The organism is Roseateles amylovorans (assembly GCF_025398155.2).
In the GTDB taxonomy this organism is placed as follows: Bacteria; Pseudomonadota; Gammaproteobacteria; order Burkholderiales; family Burkholderiaceae_C; genus Roseateles; species Roseateles amylovorans.
Map to the genome: position 1 here is coordinate 2,999,850 of NZ_CP104562.2, position 16,269 is coordinate 3,016,118.

At 67.5% G+C, this 16,269-nt stretch carries 15 protein-coding genes; 6 read left to right on the forward strand and 9 right to left on the reverse strand.

The window, feature by feature from the left end:
* Positions 1-12: 12 nt before the first annotated feature.
* The 5 genes from tssK to N4261_RS12700 form a co-directional block, all read right to left on the reverse strand.
* The gene (tssK, locus tag N4261_RS12680; RefSeq protein ID WP_261760496.1) at positions 13-1,347 is read right to left on the reverse strand and encodes a type VI secretion system baseplate subunit TssK; all 1,335 of its coding nucleotides are present in this window, start codon (positions 1,345-1,347) and stop codon (positions 13-15) included.
* Positions 1,344-1,811, reverse strand: coding sequence for a type VI secretion system lipoprotein TssJ (gene tssJ, locus N4261_RS12685; RefSeq protein ID WP_261760497.1), 468 nt, complete (start codon positions 1,809-1,811; stop codon positions 1,344-1,346). The genes tssK and tssJ overlap by 4 nt, the downstream gene beginning before the upstream one ends.
* 166 nt (positions 1,812-1,977) lie before the next feature.
* A complete protein-coding gene (locus tag N4261_RS12690) occupies positions 1,978-3,039 on the reverse strand; it encodes an aldose epimerase family protein (protein ID WP_261760498.1) in 1,062 nt (353 codons plus the stop codon).
* A 10-nt stretch (positions 3,040-3,049) separates the two neighbouring features.
* The gene (locus N4261_RS12695; protein ID WP_261760499.1) at positions 3,050-3,946 is read right to left on the reverse strand and encodes an SMP-30/gluconolactonase/LRE family protein; all 897 of its coding nucleotides are present in this window, start codon (positions 3,944-3,946) and stop codon (positions 3,050-3,052) included.
* The gene (locus tag N4261_RS12700; RefSeq protein ID WP_261760500.1) at positions 3,943-4,698 is read right to left on the reverse strand and encodes an SDR family NAD(P)-dependent oxidoreductase; all 756 of its coding nucleotides are present in this window, start codon (positions 4,696-4,698) and stop codon (positions 3,943-3,945) included. Before N4261_RS12700 ends, N4261_RS12695 begins: the two co-directional genes overlap by 4 nt.
* Positions 4,699-5,004: 306 nt before the next feature.
* On the opposite strand from N4261_RS12700, the gene N4261_RS12705 reads away from it, so the two are divergent.
* The 4 genes from N4261_RS12705 (at position 5,005) to N4261_RS12720 (ending at position 9,505) form a co-directional block, all read left to right on the forward strand.
* Positions 5,005-5,934: a dihydrodipicolinate synthase family protein gene (locus tag N4261_RS12705; protein ID WP_261760501.1), complete on the forward strand. Its 930-nt coding sequence runs from the start codon at positions 5,005-5,007 to the stop codon at positions 5,932-5,934.
* Between the two features lie 215 nt (positions 5,935-6,149).
* Entirely contained in the window at positions 6,150-7,592 is a 1,443-nt protein-coding gene (locus tag N4261_RS12710) for an aldehyde dehydrogenase family protein (RefSeq protein WP_261760502.1), read from the forward strand.
* A gap of 212 nt (positions 7,593-7,804) precedes the next feature.
* Positions 7,805-8,560, forward strand: coding sequence for a FadR/GntR family transcriptional regulator (locus N4261_RS12715; RefSeq protein ID WP_261760503.1), 756 nt, complete (start codon positions 7,805-7,807; stop codon positions 8,558-8,560).
* A complete protein-coding gene (locus N4261_RS12720) occupies positions 8,561-9,505 on the forward strand; it encodes a LysR family transcriptional regulator (RefSeq protein ID WP_261760504.1) in 945 nt (314 codons plus the stop codon).
* Positions 9,506-9,609: 104 nt separating this feature from the next.
* Here N4261_RS12720 and yjfF read toward each other — a convergent pair whose 3' ends face one another.
* The 4 genes from yjfF to N4261_RS12740 all read right to left on the reverse strand — a co-directional run bounded on the left by yjfF (position 9,610) and on the right by N4261_RS12740 (position 14,329).
* The gene (yjfF, locus tag N4261_RS12725) at positions 9,610-10,578 is read right to left on the reverse strand and encodes a galactofuranose ABC transporter, permease protein YjfF (protein WP_261760505.1); all 969 of its coding nucleotides are present in this window, start codon (positions 10,576-10,578) and stop codon (positions 9,610-9,612) included.
* Entirely contained in the window at positions 10,575-11,543 is a 969-nt protein-coding gene (locus tag N4261_RS12730) for an ABC transporter permease (protein ID WP_261760697.1), read from the reverse strand. Before N4261_RS12730 ends, yjfF begins: the two co-directional genes overlap by 4 nt.
* A gap of 121 nt (positions 11,544-11,664) precedes the next feature.
* Positions 11,665-13,293 (reverse strand): sugar ABC transporter ATP-binding protein, encoded by a 1,629-nt coding sequence (locus N4261_RS12735; protein ID WP_261760506.1) that lies wholly within the window; start codon positions 13,291-13,293, stop codon positions 11,665-11,667.
* Between the two features lie 64 nt (positions 13,294-13,357).
* Positions 13,358-14,329 carry an ABC transporter substrate-binding protein gene (locus N4261_RS12740; protein ID WP_261760507.1) on the reverse strand — a complete coding sequence of 324 codons (972 nt, stop codon included), beginning with the start codon at positions 14,327-14,329 and terminating at the stop codon, positions 13,358-13,360.
* A gap of 438 nt (positions 14,330-14,767) precedes the next feature.
* Here N4261_RS12740 and N4261_RS12745 point away from each other — a divergent pair, with 438 nt between their 5' ends.
* Together N4261_RS12745 and N4261_RS12750 are read left to right on the forward strand one after the other, a co-directional pair.
* Positions 14,768-15,520 (forward strand): hypothetical protein, encoded by a 753-nt coding sequence (locus N4261_RS12745; protein ID WP_261760508.1) that lies wholly within the window; start codon positions 14,768-14,770, stop codon positions 15,518-15,520.
* 158 nt (positions 15,521-15,678) lie between these two features.
* Positions 15,679-16,176, forward strand: a complete 498-nt coding sequence (locus N4261_RS12750) for a hypothetical protein (RefSeq protein ID WP_261760509.1) — start codon at positions 15,679-15,681, stop codon at positions 16,174-16,176.
* Positions 16,177-16,269: the final 93 nt, after the last annotated feature.

Consider the following 16,269-nt stretch of genomic DNA (forward strand, 5'->3'; position numbering starts at 1 on the left):
CCGAATCGGTCGCTACTGCCGGATGGCCCACAGCTCAAGTTCCAGGCCGGGGAAGTCCCCCGCCACATGCAAGGCCAGGCTGCCGCTGCGTTCGAGCTGCTTCCACAGCTCGCCGCCGCGGTCCAGCTCGAAATAGTGGAAGCCGGCGTGGAACGGCAGTTGGCGCGGCGCCACCGGCAGGGAGCGCAGCGCGATGCCGGGCAGTTGCAGGTTCACCAGGTCGCGGATCTTGTCTACCGGCCCCAGCTTGGACTGGGCCGGGAAGCGCTGACGCAGTTGTTCGGCCGCGAGCTGGGCATTGACAGCCAGCACGAAGCTGGCGCTGCGCAGCAGTTCCGGATCGCCCACCACCGCTGTGCGCACGCCGTGGGTGCGGTCGATCAGGTCGATCTGCAGCGCATTGCGCTCCAGCACCACCGACAGCATCCGGCGCAGGTCCTCCAGCAACGGCGCGAAGCTGCCGCGCAGGTCGTCATGGCGATACAGCGGGTATTCGGTGGCCAGGCGGGAATCGCTGACGAAGGTCGCCAGATCACCGGCCAGTTGCAGGCAGTCCCGATGCAGTTGCTCCGGATGGACATGCGGCGAGGCCGCATGCTGGCGGAACAGCGGATCGGCGCGGTTGAGCGCCTGCAGCATCAGGAAATCGGCCAGTTCGGACACGCCGTTGCCCATCTGCCCCATGCGCGAGGCCAGCAGTTGCGCTCGTTGCCGCACCAGACCGCTGAGCAGCGAGGCCATGGCGGCCAACTGGCCGCTGGCGTCCAGCCGGGACTGGGGGGCGATGTAGGACGTGTCCAGCACCACTTGCTGATCGGCGCGGCGTTCCGCCACCCGGGCCACGCCCAGTGCGGCATAGCCGTCGTGCAGTTCGCGGGCGGGCAGCAGGCGCAGGCTGAGCGCGCCGGTCTGCACCGGTTCCGGTTCATCGCCGGCGTTGGTGACGTCGCGCAGCTCGTGGTCGATCACGTGATAGCGATGCAGCTCGCTGCCGTCGCTGCCGCTGAACGCGACCTGGTTGGTGCCGGGCCGGGCGATCGGCGCGGCCAGGTAGACGATCTCGCCCTTCAGGTCGGCCGGCACCTCCAGCGGCGCCAGGGCGGCGTCGCCCTGCGGCATCTGGAAAGGCGTGCCGTCCGGCAGCACGCCGCTGGCGCGCAGCACGCCCAGGCGGCCGATGGACAGCAGCGATTCATCGAGCACCAGCTCGGTGAAGCCCCAGCCGTGCGGCGCGAGCGCACGCACCCGCATGTCCACCAGGTGCTCCAGGTAACGGGTTTCCTGCTGGAAGTGATGGGGCAGCAGGAACATGCCCTGCGACCAGATGACCTTGCTGTGCCAGCTCACGGTTTTTCGACGGTCGCGCTCACCGACAGTTCGTCGGCCTTGATGGTGATCTTCTGCTTCTGGCCGACCTGCACGGCCGTGACGGCACGCCAGTTCGCCCGCTCCAGATCGCGGTAGGCGGCAAACACCGCGATGAAGCGGGTCTCCGGCTGCAGCGTCTTGTTGTAGGGGCGGGATTCGCCGGGGGCCAGGGTCAGTTCCTCGCGGGTGACCACCTCGGCGCCCAGTTCGGCCTGGTCGCGCTGGTAGAGCGAGACGAAGTCGGCGGAATTGAACGCCGTGGCCGTCTTGAGTTCATACACCCGCACCAGCAGCGGCGAGGGCCGCTGATTGACGCTCGGATTGATCTTGGCGGAGGCGACGATGGCGCCGCTCACCTGGGTCGGCTTGGGGCCGCCCATGCCCATCATGGAGCAGCCGGTGAGCGCCAGCGCCACGATCGCCGCCGCGGCGAGCGCCGCCATCACCGATCTTCCCGACACTCTGAAACCGATTCCCATGGCCGTCCAAACCTATTTGTTGATTGGGCGGAAGAATAGCCAGCGGGGCGGCTTCGGGGTGGTGACTTAGGTAACTCGGGCGGGTCGGAGGGGCGCTTTTTCGAGACGAGCGGTGGGTTTGGCCGGGATTTCAGGCCTCGGATGTCCCGAATCGGTGCAGGGTGCGGCTGCGATACACCTCGCCCGGCCGCAGCACGGTCGACGGCCAATCCACGCTCGGCGCCTGGTTGGGTGAATTGGGGGCATGCTGCGTTTCCAGGCAGAGCCCGTCGCCCTGGCGGTAGAGCTGGCCGTCCGCGCCGGTGAGGCTGCCGTCGAGAAAGTTGCCGGAATAGAACTGCAGACCGGGCTCGGTGGTCAGGATCTCCAGGGTGCGGCCGGACACGGGATCGCGCAGGCGCGCTGCCGGACGCAGGTCGCCGTCCACCGGCGCGTCCAGCAGCCAGTGGTGGTCGTAGCCCTTGGCCCGCTGCAGCTGCGGATGGCCTTGGCGCAGGCGCGCTTCGATGACTTGCCCGTCGCGGAAATCGAACGGCGTGCCGGTCACGTCGGCGATGGCCGTCGGGATCATCGCGTCGTTGACCTCGCAGTAGCGGCTGGCGGCCAACTGCAGTTCATGGCCCAGCACCGAGCCGTGGCCGGCCAGGTTGAAGTAGTCGTGGTGGGTGAGGTTGACTACCGTCGGGCGGTCGGTGGTGGCCTCGTACTCGATCAGCCAATCCTGGCCGCCGACCAGCCGGTAGCGGACCGTCGCCCGCAGCCGGCCCGGAAAGCCCTGGTCGCCGTGCGGGCTGTCCAGCCGCAAGCACAGCACATCGTCGCCTTCCGGTTCCGCCTGCCACAGCACCTTGCCAAAGCCCGCCACGCCGCCGTGCAGGCAGTTGGTGCCGTCGTTGGTGCTGAGGACGTGACGTTCGTTGTCCAGTCGAAACGCGCCATCGGCGATGCGGTTGCCGTAGCGGCCGACGATCACGCCGAAGTGCGGATTGCGCAGCAGGTAATCGGTCAGCGTCGGCAGGTTGAGCACGACGTTGGCGAGGCGGCCGCGCGCATCCGGCACCTCGATCCGGGTGACCAGACCGCCCAGGGACAGGGCGGACAGCCGCAGGCCGCGGCCGGTGTCCATCGTGTATTCATGAACCAGGCGACCGTCCGGCAGATGGCCGTACGCGCGACGTTGGATCGGTGTCATGGGCGAGACCTCAGCGGGTGGCGAACCGATGGGCCGGACGGCCGCGATGGCCGTGCGGATCCAGCTCGAACACGGCGCCGGCCAGCGGCTCGTGCTCGCATTGCTTGCGCGCGGTGGTGACGAACAGGCGGTCCAGTGCCGGGCCGCCGAAGACCGGACAGGTCGGCTGCGAGGCCGGCAGGCTCAGGCGCAGGGTTTCACGGCCCTGGGCATCGAAGCGGATCACGCAGCCGTCGCCCCAGATCGAGGACCACAGGCCGCCGTCGGTATCGACCGCCGCCCCGTCCGGCTCACCGCCGTCCATCGGCAACTGGGCGAAGACGCGGCGCTCGCCGAGCTGGCCATCGGGGTGGTAGTCCAGCGCCCAGATCGTGCGGGTGGGCGAATCGGTGTAGTAGAGCGTGCGGCCATCCGGGCTGAAGTTCAGCGAATTGCCGACGATCGCAGCCGGCAGCGGCAGCCGCTCCACCTTCAGCCCGCGCCCGAATCCCACGCCCGCCATCTGCGCGCGGTAATAGCCCCCGACCGCCGCCCCGTGCGGATTGAACATGCCGAAGATGAACCGGCCCTGCGGATCGCAGCGGCCGTCGTTGATGCGGGTGCGGGGCTCATCGGCCTCGACCGGCGTCAGCGGGCCGATCTCGCCGGTCTCCAGGTCGAACAGCGCCACGCCCGAGCCCAGGCCCAGCAGCAGTTCACCCGGTTCATCGCACAGCGCGAAGCTGCCGAGCGGCTCGGGCATGGTCCAGTGGGTGAGGGCGCCGTCGGCCGCACGCCAGCGCGACAGACGGTGGCTGTCGATGTCGGTCCAGAACAGCGCCTGCTCGCGATCGCACCACAGGGCGCATTCGCCGAGCCGCTCCCGGCAATCGACATGGACGCGGGCCGTCGAGGCGGCGCCACTCATGCCCAGCCTCCGTCCACGATGAAGTCCTGCGCGCTGCACATGGCGCTGTCGTCGGCGGCCAGGAACAGGGCCATCGCCGCAATGTGCTCCGGCATCAGCGGGCGCTTGAGGCACTGGTTGGCGTCGATCTCCTTCTTGGTCTCGTCATTGACCCAGAGCTGGAGCTGCTTCTCGGTCATCACCCAACCCGGCACCAGCGTGTTGACGCGGATGTTGAACGGCCCGAGGTCGCGGGCGAGCGAGCGCGTCAGCCCCTGCACGCCGGCCTTGGAGGTGGTGTAGGCCGCCATGCCGCCTTGCATCAGCATCCAGCTGAAGGACCCGAAGTTGATGATCGAGCCGCCGCCGAGCTGCTTCATGTCGGGCACCAGCGCCTGCGCGGCGAAGAACTGGTGGCGGATGTTGACGGCAATCGCCGCATCCCAGAGCTCGGGGGTGACCGTCTCCAGTGCATGGCGCTTGTCGTTCGCGGCATTGTTCAGCAGCGCGCGGAACGGGCCGCCCAGGGTGGTCCGCAGCTGATCGATGGCGGCGCGCAACTGCGCGATGTCGGTCAGGTCCGCCGCCACGAAGGCGCTGCCCGGCGTGCGCGCGGCCAGCGCCTGGCCGGCCTCGGCGGCGATGTCGATGAAGCCCACCCGCGCGCCCTGCGCGGCGAAGGCTTCCACCAAGGTCGCGCCGATGCCGGTGGCCCCACCGGTGATGAGCACGCGTTGGTCCCGCAGGCTGGGATAGCTTGCGCTGAGGGTCATGTCTTGTCTCCGTTGTTGTCGGCGTGGAGGTCCGGTGGCGAGTCCGGCACCGAGGCCGCCACGAAGGTCTGGGCGACCTCCGGGTGCGGATTCTCTCGGTGCAGATGCGTTCTGCGGCGGACGCTCTCGCTGCCGATTCTATTAGTCAGACTAATTGGGATGGCAAACCCGATCGATTCAGGGTTTTCACCAATTCGTGGCTTGATAAAGTAATACTTTAATCCGATCCATGATGCGACGGACCCTGGACCACCGGGGCATTGGCCCCCCGGGCCCGACACGCGTCGCCCCATTTGGAGACAAGCAATGAGCCGACGCTTTCCGCGGCCCTACAAGGGCGTGTTCCCGGTCGTTCCGACCACCTTCAACGAGCAGGGCGGACTGGACCTGGAAAGCCAGAAGCGCTGCATCGATTTCATGATCGATGCCGGCTCCAACGGCCTGTGCATCCTCGCCAACTTCTCCGAGCAGTTCGTGCTGAGCGACGAGGAGCGTGCCGTCCTCACCCGCACCATCCTCACCCATGTGAATGGCCGGGTGCCGGTGATTGTCACCACCACCCACTACAGCACCCAGATCTGCATCGACCGCAGCCGCGAGGCGCAGGCGCTCGGTGCGTCGATGGTGATGGTCATGCCGCCGTACCACGGGGCGACCTTGCGGGTCGGCGAGGCCGGCATCCATGCGTTCTATGCGCGGCTGTCCGACGCCATCGACATTCCCATCATGATCCAGGACGCGCCGATGTCCGGCACGCCGCTGCCGCCGCCGTTCCTGGCCCGCATGGCGCAGGAGATCGAGCAGGTTCGCTACTTCAAGATCGAGACCGCCGGTGCCGCGAGCAAGCTGCGAGAGCTGATCGCGCTGGGCGGTGACGCCATCGAAGGCCCCTGGGACGGCGAAGAAGCCATCACGTTGCTGGCCGACCTGGATGCCGGCGCGACCGGCGCGATGACCGGCGGCGCCTATCCGGACGGCATCCGTCGCATCGTCGATGCCTACGCCGCCGGCGACCGCGAGACCGCCGTGACCGAATACGGTCGCTGGTTGCCGCTGATCAATTTCGAGAACCGCCAGGGCGGCATCCTGACCGCCAAAGCCCTGATGAAGGAGGGCGGCGTGATCGACTGCGATGCGCCGCGCCATCCGTTCCCGACGATGAATCCGGCCGTCCGTGCCGGACTGCTGGATGCCGCACGCCGGCTGGATCCGCTCGTCCTTCGCTGGGCGCGCTGAACGCAGGCGCGCCGCCGGCAACGGCGCCCGCCTTGAGCCCTTTCGTTGGCCCGTTCGTTGGCCTTTTCCTTGGCCCTTTCTTGGCCAGCCTCTCCGCCGGCGCCGCCAACGCGCCATCGCAGCCAGCCGAGTGCTCCGACCCCGATCCCCGGCAGGCGCCCAATTCGTGTTCCATCGCCCCCGCTGCGGGGCTTCAGCCGTCTCGAGGCCCAGACATGACGCAATCCTTCAAGAACTTCATCAACGGCGAGTGGGTGGCGGGCGTGGACCAGCGCCCCAACATCAACCCATCCGACACCAGTGATGTGATCGGCCTGTATGCGCAGGCCGATGCCGCACAGACCGAGACCGCAATCGCGGCCGCCCAGGCCGCGTTCCCGGGCTGGGCGGCCAGCACGCCGCAACAGCGCTTCGATGTGCTGGATGCGGTCGGCAATGAGATCCTGGCGCGACGCGAGGAGATCGGTCGCCTGCTGTCACGGGAAGAGGGCAAGACCCTGGCGGAGGGCATGGGCGAAACCCACCGGGCGGCCATGATCTTCAAGTTCTTCGCGGCCGAAGCCCTGCGCTGCGGCGGCGAGGTGCTGGCCTCGGTGCGGCCGGGCGTGTCGGTGGATGTGCTGCGCCAGCCGGTGGGCGTGGTGGGCTTGATCGCGCCGTGGAATTTCCCGATTGCGATCCCGGCCTGGAAGATCGCCCCCGCGCTGGCCTACGGCAACTGCGTGGTGTTCAAGCCCGCCGAGCTGGTGCCGGGCTGCGCCTGGACGATTGCCGAGATCCTGTCGCGCACCGCCTTGCCCAAGGGCGTGTTCAACCTGGTGATGGGCTCGGGCTCGCAGGTCGGCCAAACATTGGTGGATTCGCGCCGGGTGAAGGCGCTGAGCTTCACCGGCTCGGTGGCCACCGGGCGCCGCATCATTGCCGCCTGCGCCGCTCGCCAGGCCAAGGTGCAGGCCGAGATGGGCGGCAAGAATCCGCTGATCGTGCTGGATGACGCTGACCTGAATGTCGCCGTGAATGCGGCCGTGCAAAGCGCCTATTTCTCCACCGGCCAGCGCTGCACCGCCTCCAGCCGCGTGATCGTGACCGAGGGCATCCATGACCGGTTTATCGATGCGGTGGTGGCCAAGCTCAAGACCCTGACCATCGACCATGCACTCAAGGCCGGCACCGACATCGGTCCGGTGGTGGATCAGCGCCAGCTCGATCAGAACCTGCGCTATGTCGACATCGCCAAAAAGGAAGGCGGCACGCTGGTGTGGGGTGGCGAGGTGGTCGAGCGCGCCACCATGGGCTTCTATCAGATGCCCGCGCTGATCACCAACACCACCAACGAGATGACGATCAGCCGCGAAGAGGTCTTCGGCCCGGTCGCCAACGTGGTGCGGGTGAAGGATTACGACGAGGCGCTGGCGGTGGCCAACGACACCGAATTCGGACTCTCGGCCGGCATCTGCACCCAATCCCTCAAGTACGCCTCCCACTTCAAGCTGCATGCGGAAGCCGGGATGGTCATGATCAACCTGCCCACGGCCGGCGTGGACTATCACGTGCCGTTCGGCGGGAGCAAGGGTTCCAGCTACGGCTCGCGCGAGCAGGGGACCTATGCCCGGGAGTTCTACACCACGGTCAAGACGGCCTACACCTTCCCGGGCTGAACCGGCACCGCCGACCCGATCCGCCCCGACTGAACGAACCCAGCGGCCACCTACGGGTGCAGGCCGTTGGGTGGCACGCCGATGTGGCTTGCCGGCGTTCGGCGCGCTGCGGGAGGGTCCGGTGCAAGCGTTACACGCATGGGTCCACCGAGGCCGGCTTGCCCGCCTCGGTGGGGCTTCGAGGTCAGCTTCCCGTGATAGCCTGCCGCCCGATGAAAACCCGCGCCGATCATTCCACCTATCGTCGAACGCCGCCTGCGGCCAAGAGCATGCATGGCCGCATCGTGAGCGAGCTCGGCCTGGCGATCGTGGCCGGCGAGCTCAAGCCGGGCGATCGTCTGCCGCCGGAGCCCCAACTGCTGGAGCGCTACGAGGTCAGCCGACCGGTGCTTCGCGAGGCGGTGCGGGTGCTGGTGGCCAAGGGCCTGGTGGTGTCGCGGCAGCGCGCCGGCGCCATCGTGCGGCCGCGCAATGAATGGCACCTGCTGGATCCGGACGTGCTGTACTGGTTGATCCAGACCAAGCCGCAGCAGGAATTCCTGAACACCCTGATGGAAGTGCGGCGGATCTTCGAGCCGGCAGCCGCCGCGCTGGCCGCCAAGGCCGCCACCGAGGAGCAGGTGCGCCAGATCGAAGCCGCGTTCGCCGGCATGGAAGCGGCCACCGATGTCGAGCAGTTGCTGGAGCCCGACCTGGCCTTCCATCGCCAGATCGCCGAGGCCACCGGCAATGACCTGATGGCCTACATCGGCAACATGCTGTCGCTGGCGCTGCGGGAATCCATCATCCTCAGCAGCCAGCTGCCCAACACCCATGAACTCTCGCTGCCCCGCCACAAGGCCATCCTGACCGCGATCCGTGATCGCGACCCGCTCGGTGCGCGTCAGGCGACGCTGGTGCAGTTGCAGGAAACCGGCGATGACCTCAGCAGCGTGCTCTCCACACAAGGCATCGTGGACCTGGCCTGAATGAACGACGCTCCCAATCCCAACTGGTTCCTGCGTGCGCGGCTCAAGACCCGCCAGTTGCTGCTGCTGATCGCGCTGGACGACCACCGCAACATCCATCGGGCCTCCGAGGCCTTGTGCATGACCCAGCCCGCGGCCTCCAAGCAGCTCAAGGACCTGGAGGACATGCTGGAGGTGAAGCTGTTCGAGCGCCTGCCGCGCGGCATGGAGCCGACGCTCTTCGGCGAGACCATGATCCGCCATGCCCGCATGGCCTTGACCAGCCTGGCCGCTGCGCATGAGGACATCGTGGCGCTGAAGAAGGGGCTGACCGGGCAGGTGGACGTCGGCGTGATCATGACCCCCGGCATGTCGATGCTGCCCAAGGCCATCGCCCGCATCAAGTCGACGGCGCCGCTGCTGCGCATCGGCGTGCAGATGGACACCAGCAAGGTACTTCTGAACCTGCTGCAGCGCGGCGAGCTCGACTTCATGATCGGCCGCATCATCGAGGAGGACGGCGCCGGCGGGCTGCACTATGAGGAGCTCACCGGCGAGCCGGCGTGCGCGGTGGCGCGACTCGGTCACCCGCTGCTGTTGCGCCGGGACCTGAGCCTGGCCGACCTGGCCACCCAGCCCTGGATCCTGCCGCCGCCCGGGAGTGTTCTGCGGCACCGCTGGGAGCTGATGTTCCGCCGGGCGGCGCTGGCGCCGCCTTCCGATGTGGTGGACACCACCGCCTTGCTGGTCATCACCGCCTTGCTTCAGCACACCGACGCCTTGCATGTCATGCCGTTGGAAGTGGCCCGCTACTACGCCTCGCTGAATGCGCTGGCCATCCTGCCGATCGAGCTGCCCTGCGCGATGGATGCGTTCGGCATCATCACGCGGGAAGGGCATCTGCTGTCGCCGGGGGCGCGGGCCTTGCTGGAGCAGGTCCGCAGCGTCGCGAAGGAAGTCGGCTGAGGTCGGGCGACCTGACCATTGGACCACTGGACCACTCGACAATTCGGTCATTCGGTCATTCGGTCATTCGGTCATTCGGCCCGCCCGCCTGGGCCGCGGCCCTCTCACGCCGTGGGCGACACCGGCCGCGACAGCAGGCGCTGCACCACGCAGAACAGGAAGAGCAGGGCGCCGATGACGATCTTGGTCCACCAGGAACTGAGGGTGCCGTCGAAGGCGATCAGCGTCTGTATCACCCCCAGCACCAACACGCCTGAGAGCGCGCCCGCCACATAGCCGTAGCCGCCGCTGAGCATCGTGCCGCCGATCACCACGGCGGCGATGGCGTCCAGCTCGGCACCCTGCGCATGCAGGCCGTAGCCCGACAGCATGTAGAACCCGAACAGCAGCCCCGCCAGCGCGGCGCAGAACCCGCTGAAGCCGTAGACCAGCAGCTTGGTGCGGCCGACCGGCAGCCCCATCATCAAGGCGGACTGCTCATTGCCGCCCAAGGCATAGACCGCGCGACCGAACGGGCTGCGGTGCGCCAGCCAGATGCCCACACCCAGCACCACGACGGCAATGACCGCACTCGGCGACACAAAGCCGCCCGGCACCGACCACTGCGTCTGGGAGATCTCGACAAAGCTCGCTTCGCTGATGGTGATCGAGTCCACGCTGATCACATAGCACAGGCCCCGAGCCAGGAACATCCCGGCCAGCGTCACGATGAAGGGCTGCAGCCGGAAGAAGTGGATCAGTGCGCCCTGCAGCATGCCGAACAAGGCGCCCCCGGCCAGCACCACCACCATCACGGCGGGCGCCGACCACTGCGCCTGCTGCAGCAGCCAGGCCGCAACCGTGGTCGACAGGGCCAGCACCGCGCCCACCGACAGGTCGATCCCGCCGGACAGGATCACCAGGCTCATGCCCACCGCCAGCACCAGCAGGTAGGCGTTGTCGATCAGCAAATTGAGCATGACCTGCGGTGCCGCGAAGCCCGGATAGCGGATCCCGCCCGCGATCAGCAACAGCAGCAGCAAGGCCACGGTGACCTGGGCGCTGAAGGCCGGGTGATGCAGCCAACGGTTCATCGCGGGCCTCCGGGTGGTGGCCGCTTGGTGGGACGGATCGCCTGCAGCGCGCGGCGCGCCATCGGCTGCAGCTCGCTCGATTGCAAGATGCACAGCAGGAACACCACCATCGCCTTCACCACCATGTTGATTTCGGGCGGCACGCCCAGCGAATAGATCGTGGTGGTCAGGGTCTGGATGATCAGCGCACCGACGAGGCTGCCCGCCAGGTGGTACTTGCCCCCCGCCAACGACGCCCCGCCCAGGGTCACCGCCAGGATCGCATCCAGTTCCAGCAGCAGGCCCGCGTTGTTGGCGTCGGCGCTCTTGATGTTGGAGGCGATCATCAGACCGGCCAGTCCCGCACAGGTCGCCGCAAACACATAGGTGCCGAAGATCAGCGTGCCGGTGCGCAGACCGGCCAGTCGCGAGGCGACCGGATTCAGTCCGACCGCCTGCACGAACAGTCCCAATGCCGTCTTGCGCAGCAGCGTCGTGGTGGTCACGGCCACTGCCGCCACCACCCACAGCGAGATCGGCAGGCCCAGCCAGTAGCCGCCGCCCAGCACGAAGAAGCTGGGTTGGTAGACGGTCAGGATCTGCCCGTCCGCCAGCAGTTGCGCCAATCCCCGACCCGCGACCATCAGAATCAAGGTCGCGATGATCGGCTGCAGCTTCAGCCCCGCCACCAGCACACCATTCCAGGCGCCGCACAGCAGCGCGGCGCCCAGCGCCGCCGCATAGGCCACCGTCATCGGCTGGCCGGCGTTGACCAGCATCGCCGCCACCGTGGCCGCAATCGCCACCACCGCGCCGACCGACACATCAATCCCCCGCGTGGCGATCACCAGGCTCATGCCCAGCGACGCCAGCATCAATGGCGCCGCGCGGTTGAGGATGTCGATCAGCGGTCCATAGAGGTGGCCGTCCTTGATTTCCAGATGCCAGAAGCCGGGCAGGCAGATCGCATCCACGATCAACAACATCAGCAATGCCGCCACCGGCCGCAGCAGTGGATGGGCGCGACCCACGGCCCAGCCGCGTCGCGCACCGCGCAGCAGGCGCGCCAGCGGGCCGGGAGGCGGCTCCACACGCAAGGGCAGCGACTCAATCACGTCGGGCTCCGCCATCGCCTGCAATCACTTCCAGCACCGATTGGTCATCCAGTTCGCCGCGTGAATACACACCGCCGGCGCGGCGCTCCCGCATCACCATCAACCGGTCGCTGCAGCGCAGGACCTCGGGCAGCTCGGACGAAATGAAGAGCACCGCCATCCGGCGATCCTCCGCCGAGACTGCGGGCTCGGCGATGGCGGAGGCGGATTCGCTCGCGCCGGGCGTGGCTTGTCGCCAATTCGTCCCGGGCGTCGCCGGGTCTTCCCGCACCGCACACAGGCGGCGGACCTCATCCATGATTTCTTCCTTGGCGCGCACGTCGATGCCGCGGGTCGGTTCGTCCAGGATCAGCAACTGCGGTCGCGTCAGCAGCCAGCGCGCCAGCAGGGCCTTCTGTTGATTGCCGCCGGAGAGCAGGCCGATCGGCGTGTCGATGTCGGCGGTCTTGATGCCGAGGCGGCGGACATAGTCCTCCGCCAGGGCGCGCTGCCGACGCAACGGCATCGCGCGCCACCAGCCCTGACGGGCCTGCAGCGCGAGGATGATGTTCTCCCGCACCGACAGCGCCAGCACCGCGCCCTCGACCTTCCGGTCCTCGGAGCAGAAGGCCAGGCCTTCGGCGATGGCCTGTCGGGGCGAGGCCATGCGCTGTCGCCGGCCATTGATCTCGATCTCACCGGCGTCGGCGGTGTCGGCGCCGAACAGCAGCCGTGCGGTCTCGGTGCGGCCCGATCCCAGCAGGCCGCACAGGCCCATCACCTCGCCGCGACGGATTTCCAGATCCAAGGGCTGCAAGACACCGCGACGCGCCAACCCATGGGTGCGCAGCACCGGCGGACCCTCGGCGGCGCAGGCGTCGGTGCGCTCGGCGCCCGACGCCACATGCGGCCCGACCATCCGCTGCACCAGCTCCAGGCGACCGAGTTCGGCCGCGTGGTATTCGCCTTCGGTGCGGCCGTTGCGCATCACCGTGATGCGGTCGGACACCGCATACACCTGCTCCAGAAAATGGGTCACGAACAGGATGGCCATGCCCTGGTCACGCAGCCGGCGCATCACCCGGAACAGATGCTGCACCGCGGCCTCGTCCAGGCTGGAGGTGGGCTCGTCCAGGATCAGCACCTGGGCCGAGATGTTCAGCGCCCGCGCGATCGCCACCATCTGCTGCACCGAGAGCGAATACCGCGCCAGCGGCGCATCCACATCGATGTCGAGTTCCAGCTCCGCAAGCAGCACCCGCGACCGCTCGCGCATCCGCTTCCAGTCGATCTGGCCGAAGCATCGCGGATAGCGGCCGATGAACAGGTTCTCCGCCACCGACAGGTTGGGGCAGAGGTTCACCTCCTGATAGACGGTGCTGATGCCCAGGTCCTGAGCCTCCGCCGTGCTGCGCGGGGCGATGTCCTGGCCGCTCAGCCGGATGCGCCCGGCGTCCGGCGCATACAGGCCGGTCAGCACCTTGATCAGCGTGGACTTGCCCGCGCCGTTCTGGCCCATCAGCGCATGGATCTCGCCGCCGAACAGGCGCAGGCCCACACCGGACAAGGCCTGCACGCCAGGAAATCCCTTGTCGATGTGCTCCAGCACCAGCAGCGGCGAATCTGCGCTTTCCCGTTTCAACGTCGCACCCCGTGTCCTCTCGACCCGGTCGGCGGCCGGGTCGGCCGCCTCGCGGGCTCTGTGCTCAGTACTTGCGCTTGGGCAGTTCCTGCGCGGCGACGTCCGCCGTGAACACGCCTTCTTCGGTCGTGATCCGCTTGGGCAGGGTCTTGCCGGCCTTCACATCCTTGGCCAGTTGCATCAGCTGCGGTCCCAGCAGCGGATTGCATTCGATGGTCACATTCAGCTTGCCGGCCACCATCGCCTCGAAGGCGCCGCGCACGCCGTCGATCGACACGATCGCGATGTCCTTCACCGGCTTCAGACCGGCTTCCTCGATCGCCTGGATGGCGCCGATGGCCATGTCATCGTTGTGCGCATAGAGCAGGTGGATCTTCTTGTCCTTGGCCTTGAGGAAGGCCTCCATCACTTCCTTGCCCTTGGCACGGGTGAAGTCGCCCGACTGCGAGCGCACGATCTTGATGCGCGGATCGGCCTTGATGATTTCCTCGAAGCCCTTCTTGCGATCGATCGCCGGCGCCGAGCCCACGGTGCCTTGCAGCTCCACGATGTTGACCTCGCCCTGGGGCACCGTCTTCTTGGCCCAGTCCAGCACCCAGCGGCCGGCCTTGCGGCCTTCCTCGACGAAGTCCGAGCCGATGAAGGTCACATACAGCGACGGGTCGGTCACGTTCACCGCGCGGTCGGTCAGGATCACCGGGATCTTGGCGTTCTTGGCTTCGCGCAGCACCGTGTCCCAGCCGGACTCCACCACCGGCGAGAACGCGATCACATCCACCTTCTGCGCAATGAAGCTGCGGATCGCCTTGACCTGGTTCTCCTGCTTTTGCTGCGCATCGGCGAATTTCAGCGTGATGCCGGCCTGCTTGGCGGCGTCCTTGATCGAGGCGGTGTTGGCGGTGCGCCATTCACTTTCGGCACCCACCTGGCTGAAGCCCAGCACCAAGGGTGCATCGGCAGCGTGAACGCTCAGCACCGGGCCGAGCGTCAGGGCGAGCGCGGTCGCGCCCAGAAGATGGCGGCGAGTCTTCAACATGCTTGTCTCCTCATTCGACTTGGTATGGGAGGTCATGCCCGACAGGACGCCGGACAAGCCTCGAGAGGTGGCTGGCATCGTAGGCACGGACGTTCCGTGCAACCAATCACATTTGAGGATGGGGTGATGTCGAGATCGGTATCGGAGCGTCGGGATTGATATTCGGGTTGTTCCCAGGTGCCACGCATCGCAGGGGCCGTCCACGACGGGCGGACGTTCGGCCAAGGTGCGAGTCCGCCGCCCGCCGTGTTGCCTGCGGCGTGGGAGCTGCGCTGGCGTGCCCGCCGCCGCGCAAACCCGGACCGCGCCCCGGATGCCGGGGTCATGCACTGGAAGGCGCCGGAGCGGCGGCCTATCGTCAGTGCGGCGCCGCCGTGCGTCGACCAGACTTCAGCAAGACTTCAGCAAGACTTCAACAAGACCCCAAGGAGGCCGCTCATGACCGGATTCATGTTTTCACCGGGACGCGCCCGTGGCCTGCGGGCCGCCCTGGCGGCGCTGGCTGCCTGGGGGCTGTTGCTCCTGGCGTCCACGCCCGCGCATGCACTGGAGTTTCGTTACTCCTACGTCGGGCAGCTGTTCGATGTCCAGACCCGCCTGATCCGGGAGGATCCTCCCAATGACCTGGTCGTCGCGCCGTACCGGATCCGGGCCGACATCTGGACCTCCGAGATCCTGGCAGCTGGCGCCACCCAGGACGACATCCTGCGCTTTTCGCTCACGCTGCTGCCCGCCAGCGGCGGTCCCGGACAGACCCTGACGTTTCCCGGACCGGGCGATCCCTGCTGCGGCGGCTCGGTTCAAACCGTTGGCAGCTTCTCCATCGGTGCGACCGGCATGTTCGCGTTGCCCACGGTCTGGAGCCTCTCGATCGACCAACTGACCATCGCGCCGACCGGACGTTTCGAGCAACTGAGCCTGAGCACCTCCAACACCCGCGATTCGATTTCTGGCGAGCTCGAGACCTGGAATGTGCGGTCGGGGTCGCTGTCGGCATCGCCCGGGGTGTGGTTCATGGCCGTGGTCCCGGAAGTCTCATCCCTCGTCCTGATGATCGCGGGCCTGCTGATCCTGGTCGTGCTGCGAGCGACGGGACGGCGCGTCCGGTGGCCGGGCGCGACCCAGGATGCGGGTCGCCAGGAATCGTGGTCCGGGCGCACCGACCATCCTTCCTTGGGGGGACAGACCTGATCCATGTGAGTGCTTTGTGCGGAATTCCCGATGGCGGTCGTTGACGGAACAGACTTGTCGCGCCTGAGCTGCAAGGGTTCGGCCTGAGGGCGGCGGGCTCGCGGACACTCCCGGCCGGAGGGTCGAGACGACCCCGTTCAGACAGGGAGAACCGCACCATGGCTCGTTGCGCGTATTGCGACACCACCATTCTTTTCGGCGGCAAGTCGCAAGGCGACCGGCGCTACTGCAACAACACCTGCATGGCCAACGGCGCCATGGCGCAGGCGGCTGCGCAATTGAGCGATGCGGATGTCCGCTACCACGTCACCTTGGTCCACCGCGGCAACTGCCCGCAATGCAGCGGCCAGGGGCCGGTGGATGTGCATACCTCGCACCGTGTCTGGTCCGCCGTGCTGATGACCCAATGGTCCAGCCGGCCGATCATCAGCTGCCAACGCTGCGGCAACAAGCGCAAGCTGGGCGATGCGGCGTTCTCGCTGGTCCTGGGCTGGTGGGGCTTCCCTTGGGGCCTGGTGATGACGCCGGTGCAGGTGGTGCGCAACATCGCCGGCGCCTTCAGCGGCCCGAAGCCGGATGTGCCGTCCGATGCGCTGGAAAAGCAGATGCGCCTGCGTCTGGCCGCCCATCTGTTGTCGCGCCAGCAAGGCGATTGAGCGCGGGAGCGCTCCAGCGGGCCCTTTGCCCTTGGCTATCTGCTATCTGCTATCGGATCTCGGATCTCGGATCTCGGATTCCGGCTATCCGGC

Bases quoted from the DNA above. Each gene is read 5' to 3' on its own strand.
- N4261_RS12740 (WP_261760507.1), bottom strand. From the start codon at position 14,329: ATGTTGAAGACTCGCCGCCATCTTCTGGGCGCGACCGCGCTCGCCCTG.
- N4261_RS12690 (WP_261760498.1), bottom strand. From the start codon at position 3,039: ATGACACCGATCCAACGTCGCGCGTACGGCCATCTGCCGGACGGTCGC.
- N4261_RS12705 (WP_261760501.1), top strand. From the start codon at position 5,005: ATGAGCCGACGCTTTCCGCGGCCCTACAAGGGCGTGTTCCCGGTCGTT.
- N4261_RS12715 (WP_261760503.1), top strand. From the start codon at position 7,805: ATGAAAACCCGCGCCGATCATTCCACCTATCGTCGAACGCCGCCTGCG.
- N4261_RS12700 (WP_261760500.1), bottom strand. From the start codon at position 4,698: ATGACCCTCAGCGCAAGCTATCCCAGCCTGCGGGACCAACGCGTGCTC.
- N4261_RS12695 (WP_261760499.1), bottom strand. From the start codon at position 3,946: ATGAGTGGCGCCGCCTCGACGGCCCGCGTCCATGTCGATTGCCGGGAG.
- N4261_RS12730 (WP_261760697.1), bottom strand. From the start codon at position 11,543: ATGTTGTTGATCGTGGATGCGATCTGCCTGCCCGGCTTCTGGCATCTG.
- yjfF (WP_261760505.1), bottom strand. From the start codon at position 10,578: ATGAACCGTTGGCTGCATCACCCGGCCTTCAGCGCCCAGGTCACCGTG.
- tssJ (WP_261760497.1), bottom strand. From the start codon at position 1,811: ATGGCGGCGCTCGCCGCGGCGGCGATCGTGGCGCTGGCGCTCACCGGC.
- N4261_RS12750 (WP_261760509.1), top strand. From the start codon at position 15,679: ATGGCTCGTTGCGCGTATTGCGACACCACCATTCTTTTCGGCGGCAAG.
- N4261_RS12720 (WP_261760504.1), top strand. From the start codon at position 8,561: ATGAACGACGCTCCCAATCCCAACTGGTTCCTGCGTGCGCGGCTCAAG.
- N4261_RS12745 (WP_261760508.1), top strand. From the start codon at position 14,768: ATGACCGGATTCATGTTTTCACCGGGACGCGCCCGTGGCCTGCGGGCC.
- N4261_RS12710 (WP_261760502.1), top strand. From the start codon at position 6,150: ATGACGCAATCCTTCAAGAACTTCATCAACGGCGAGTGGGTGGCGGGC.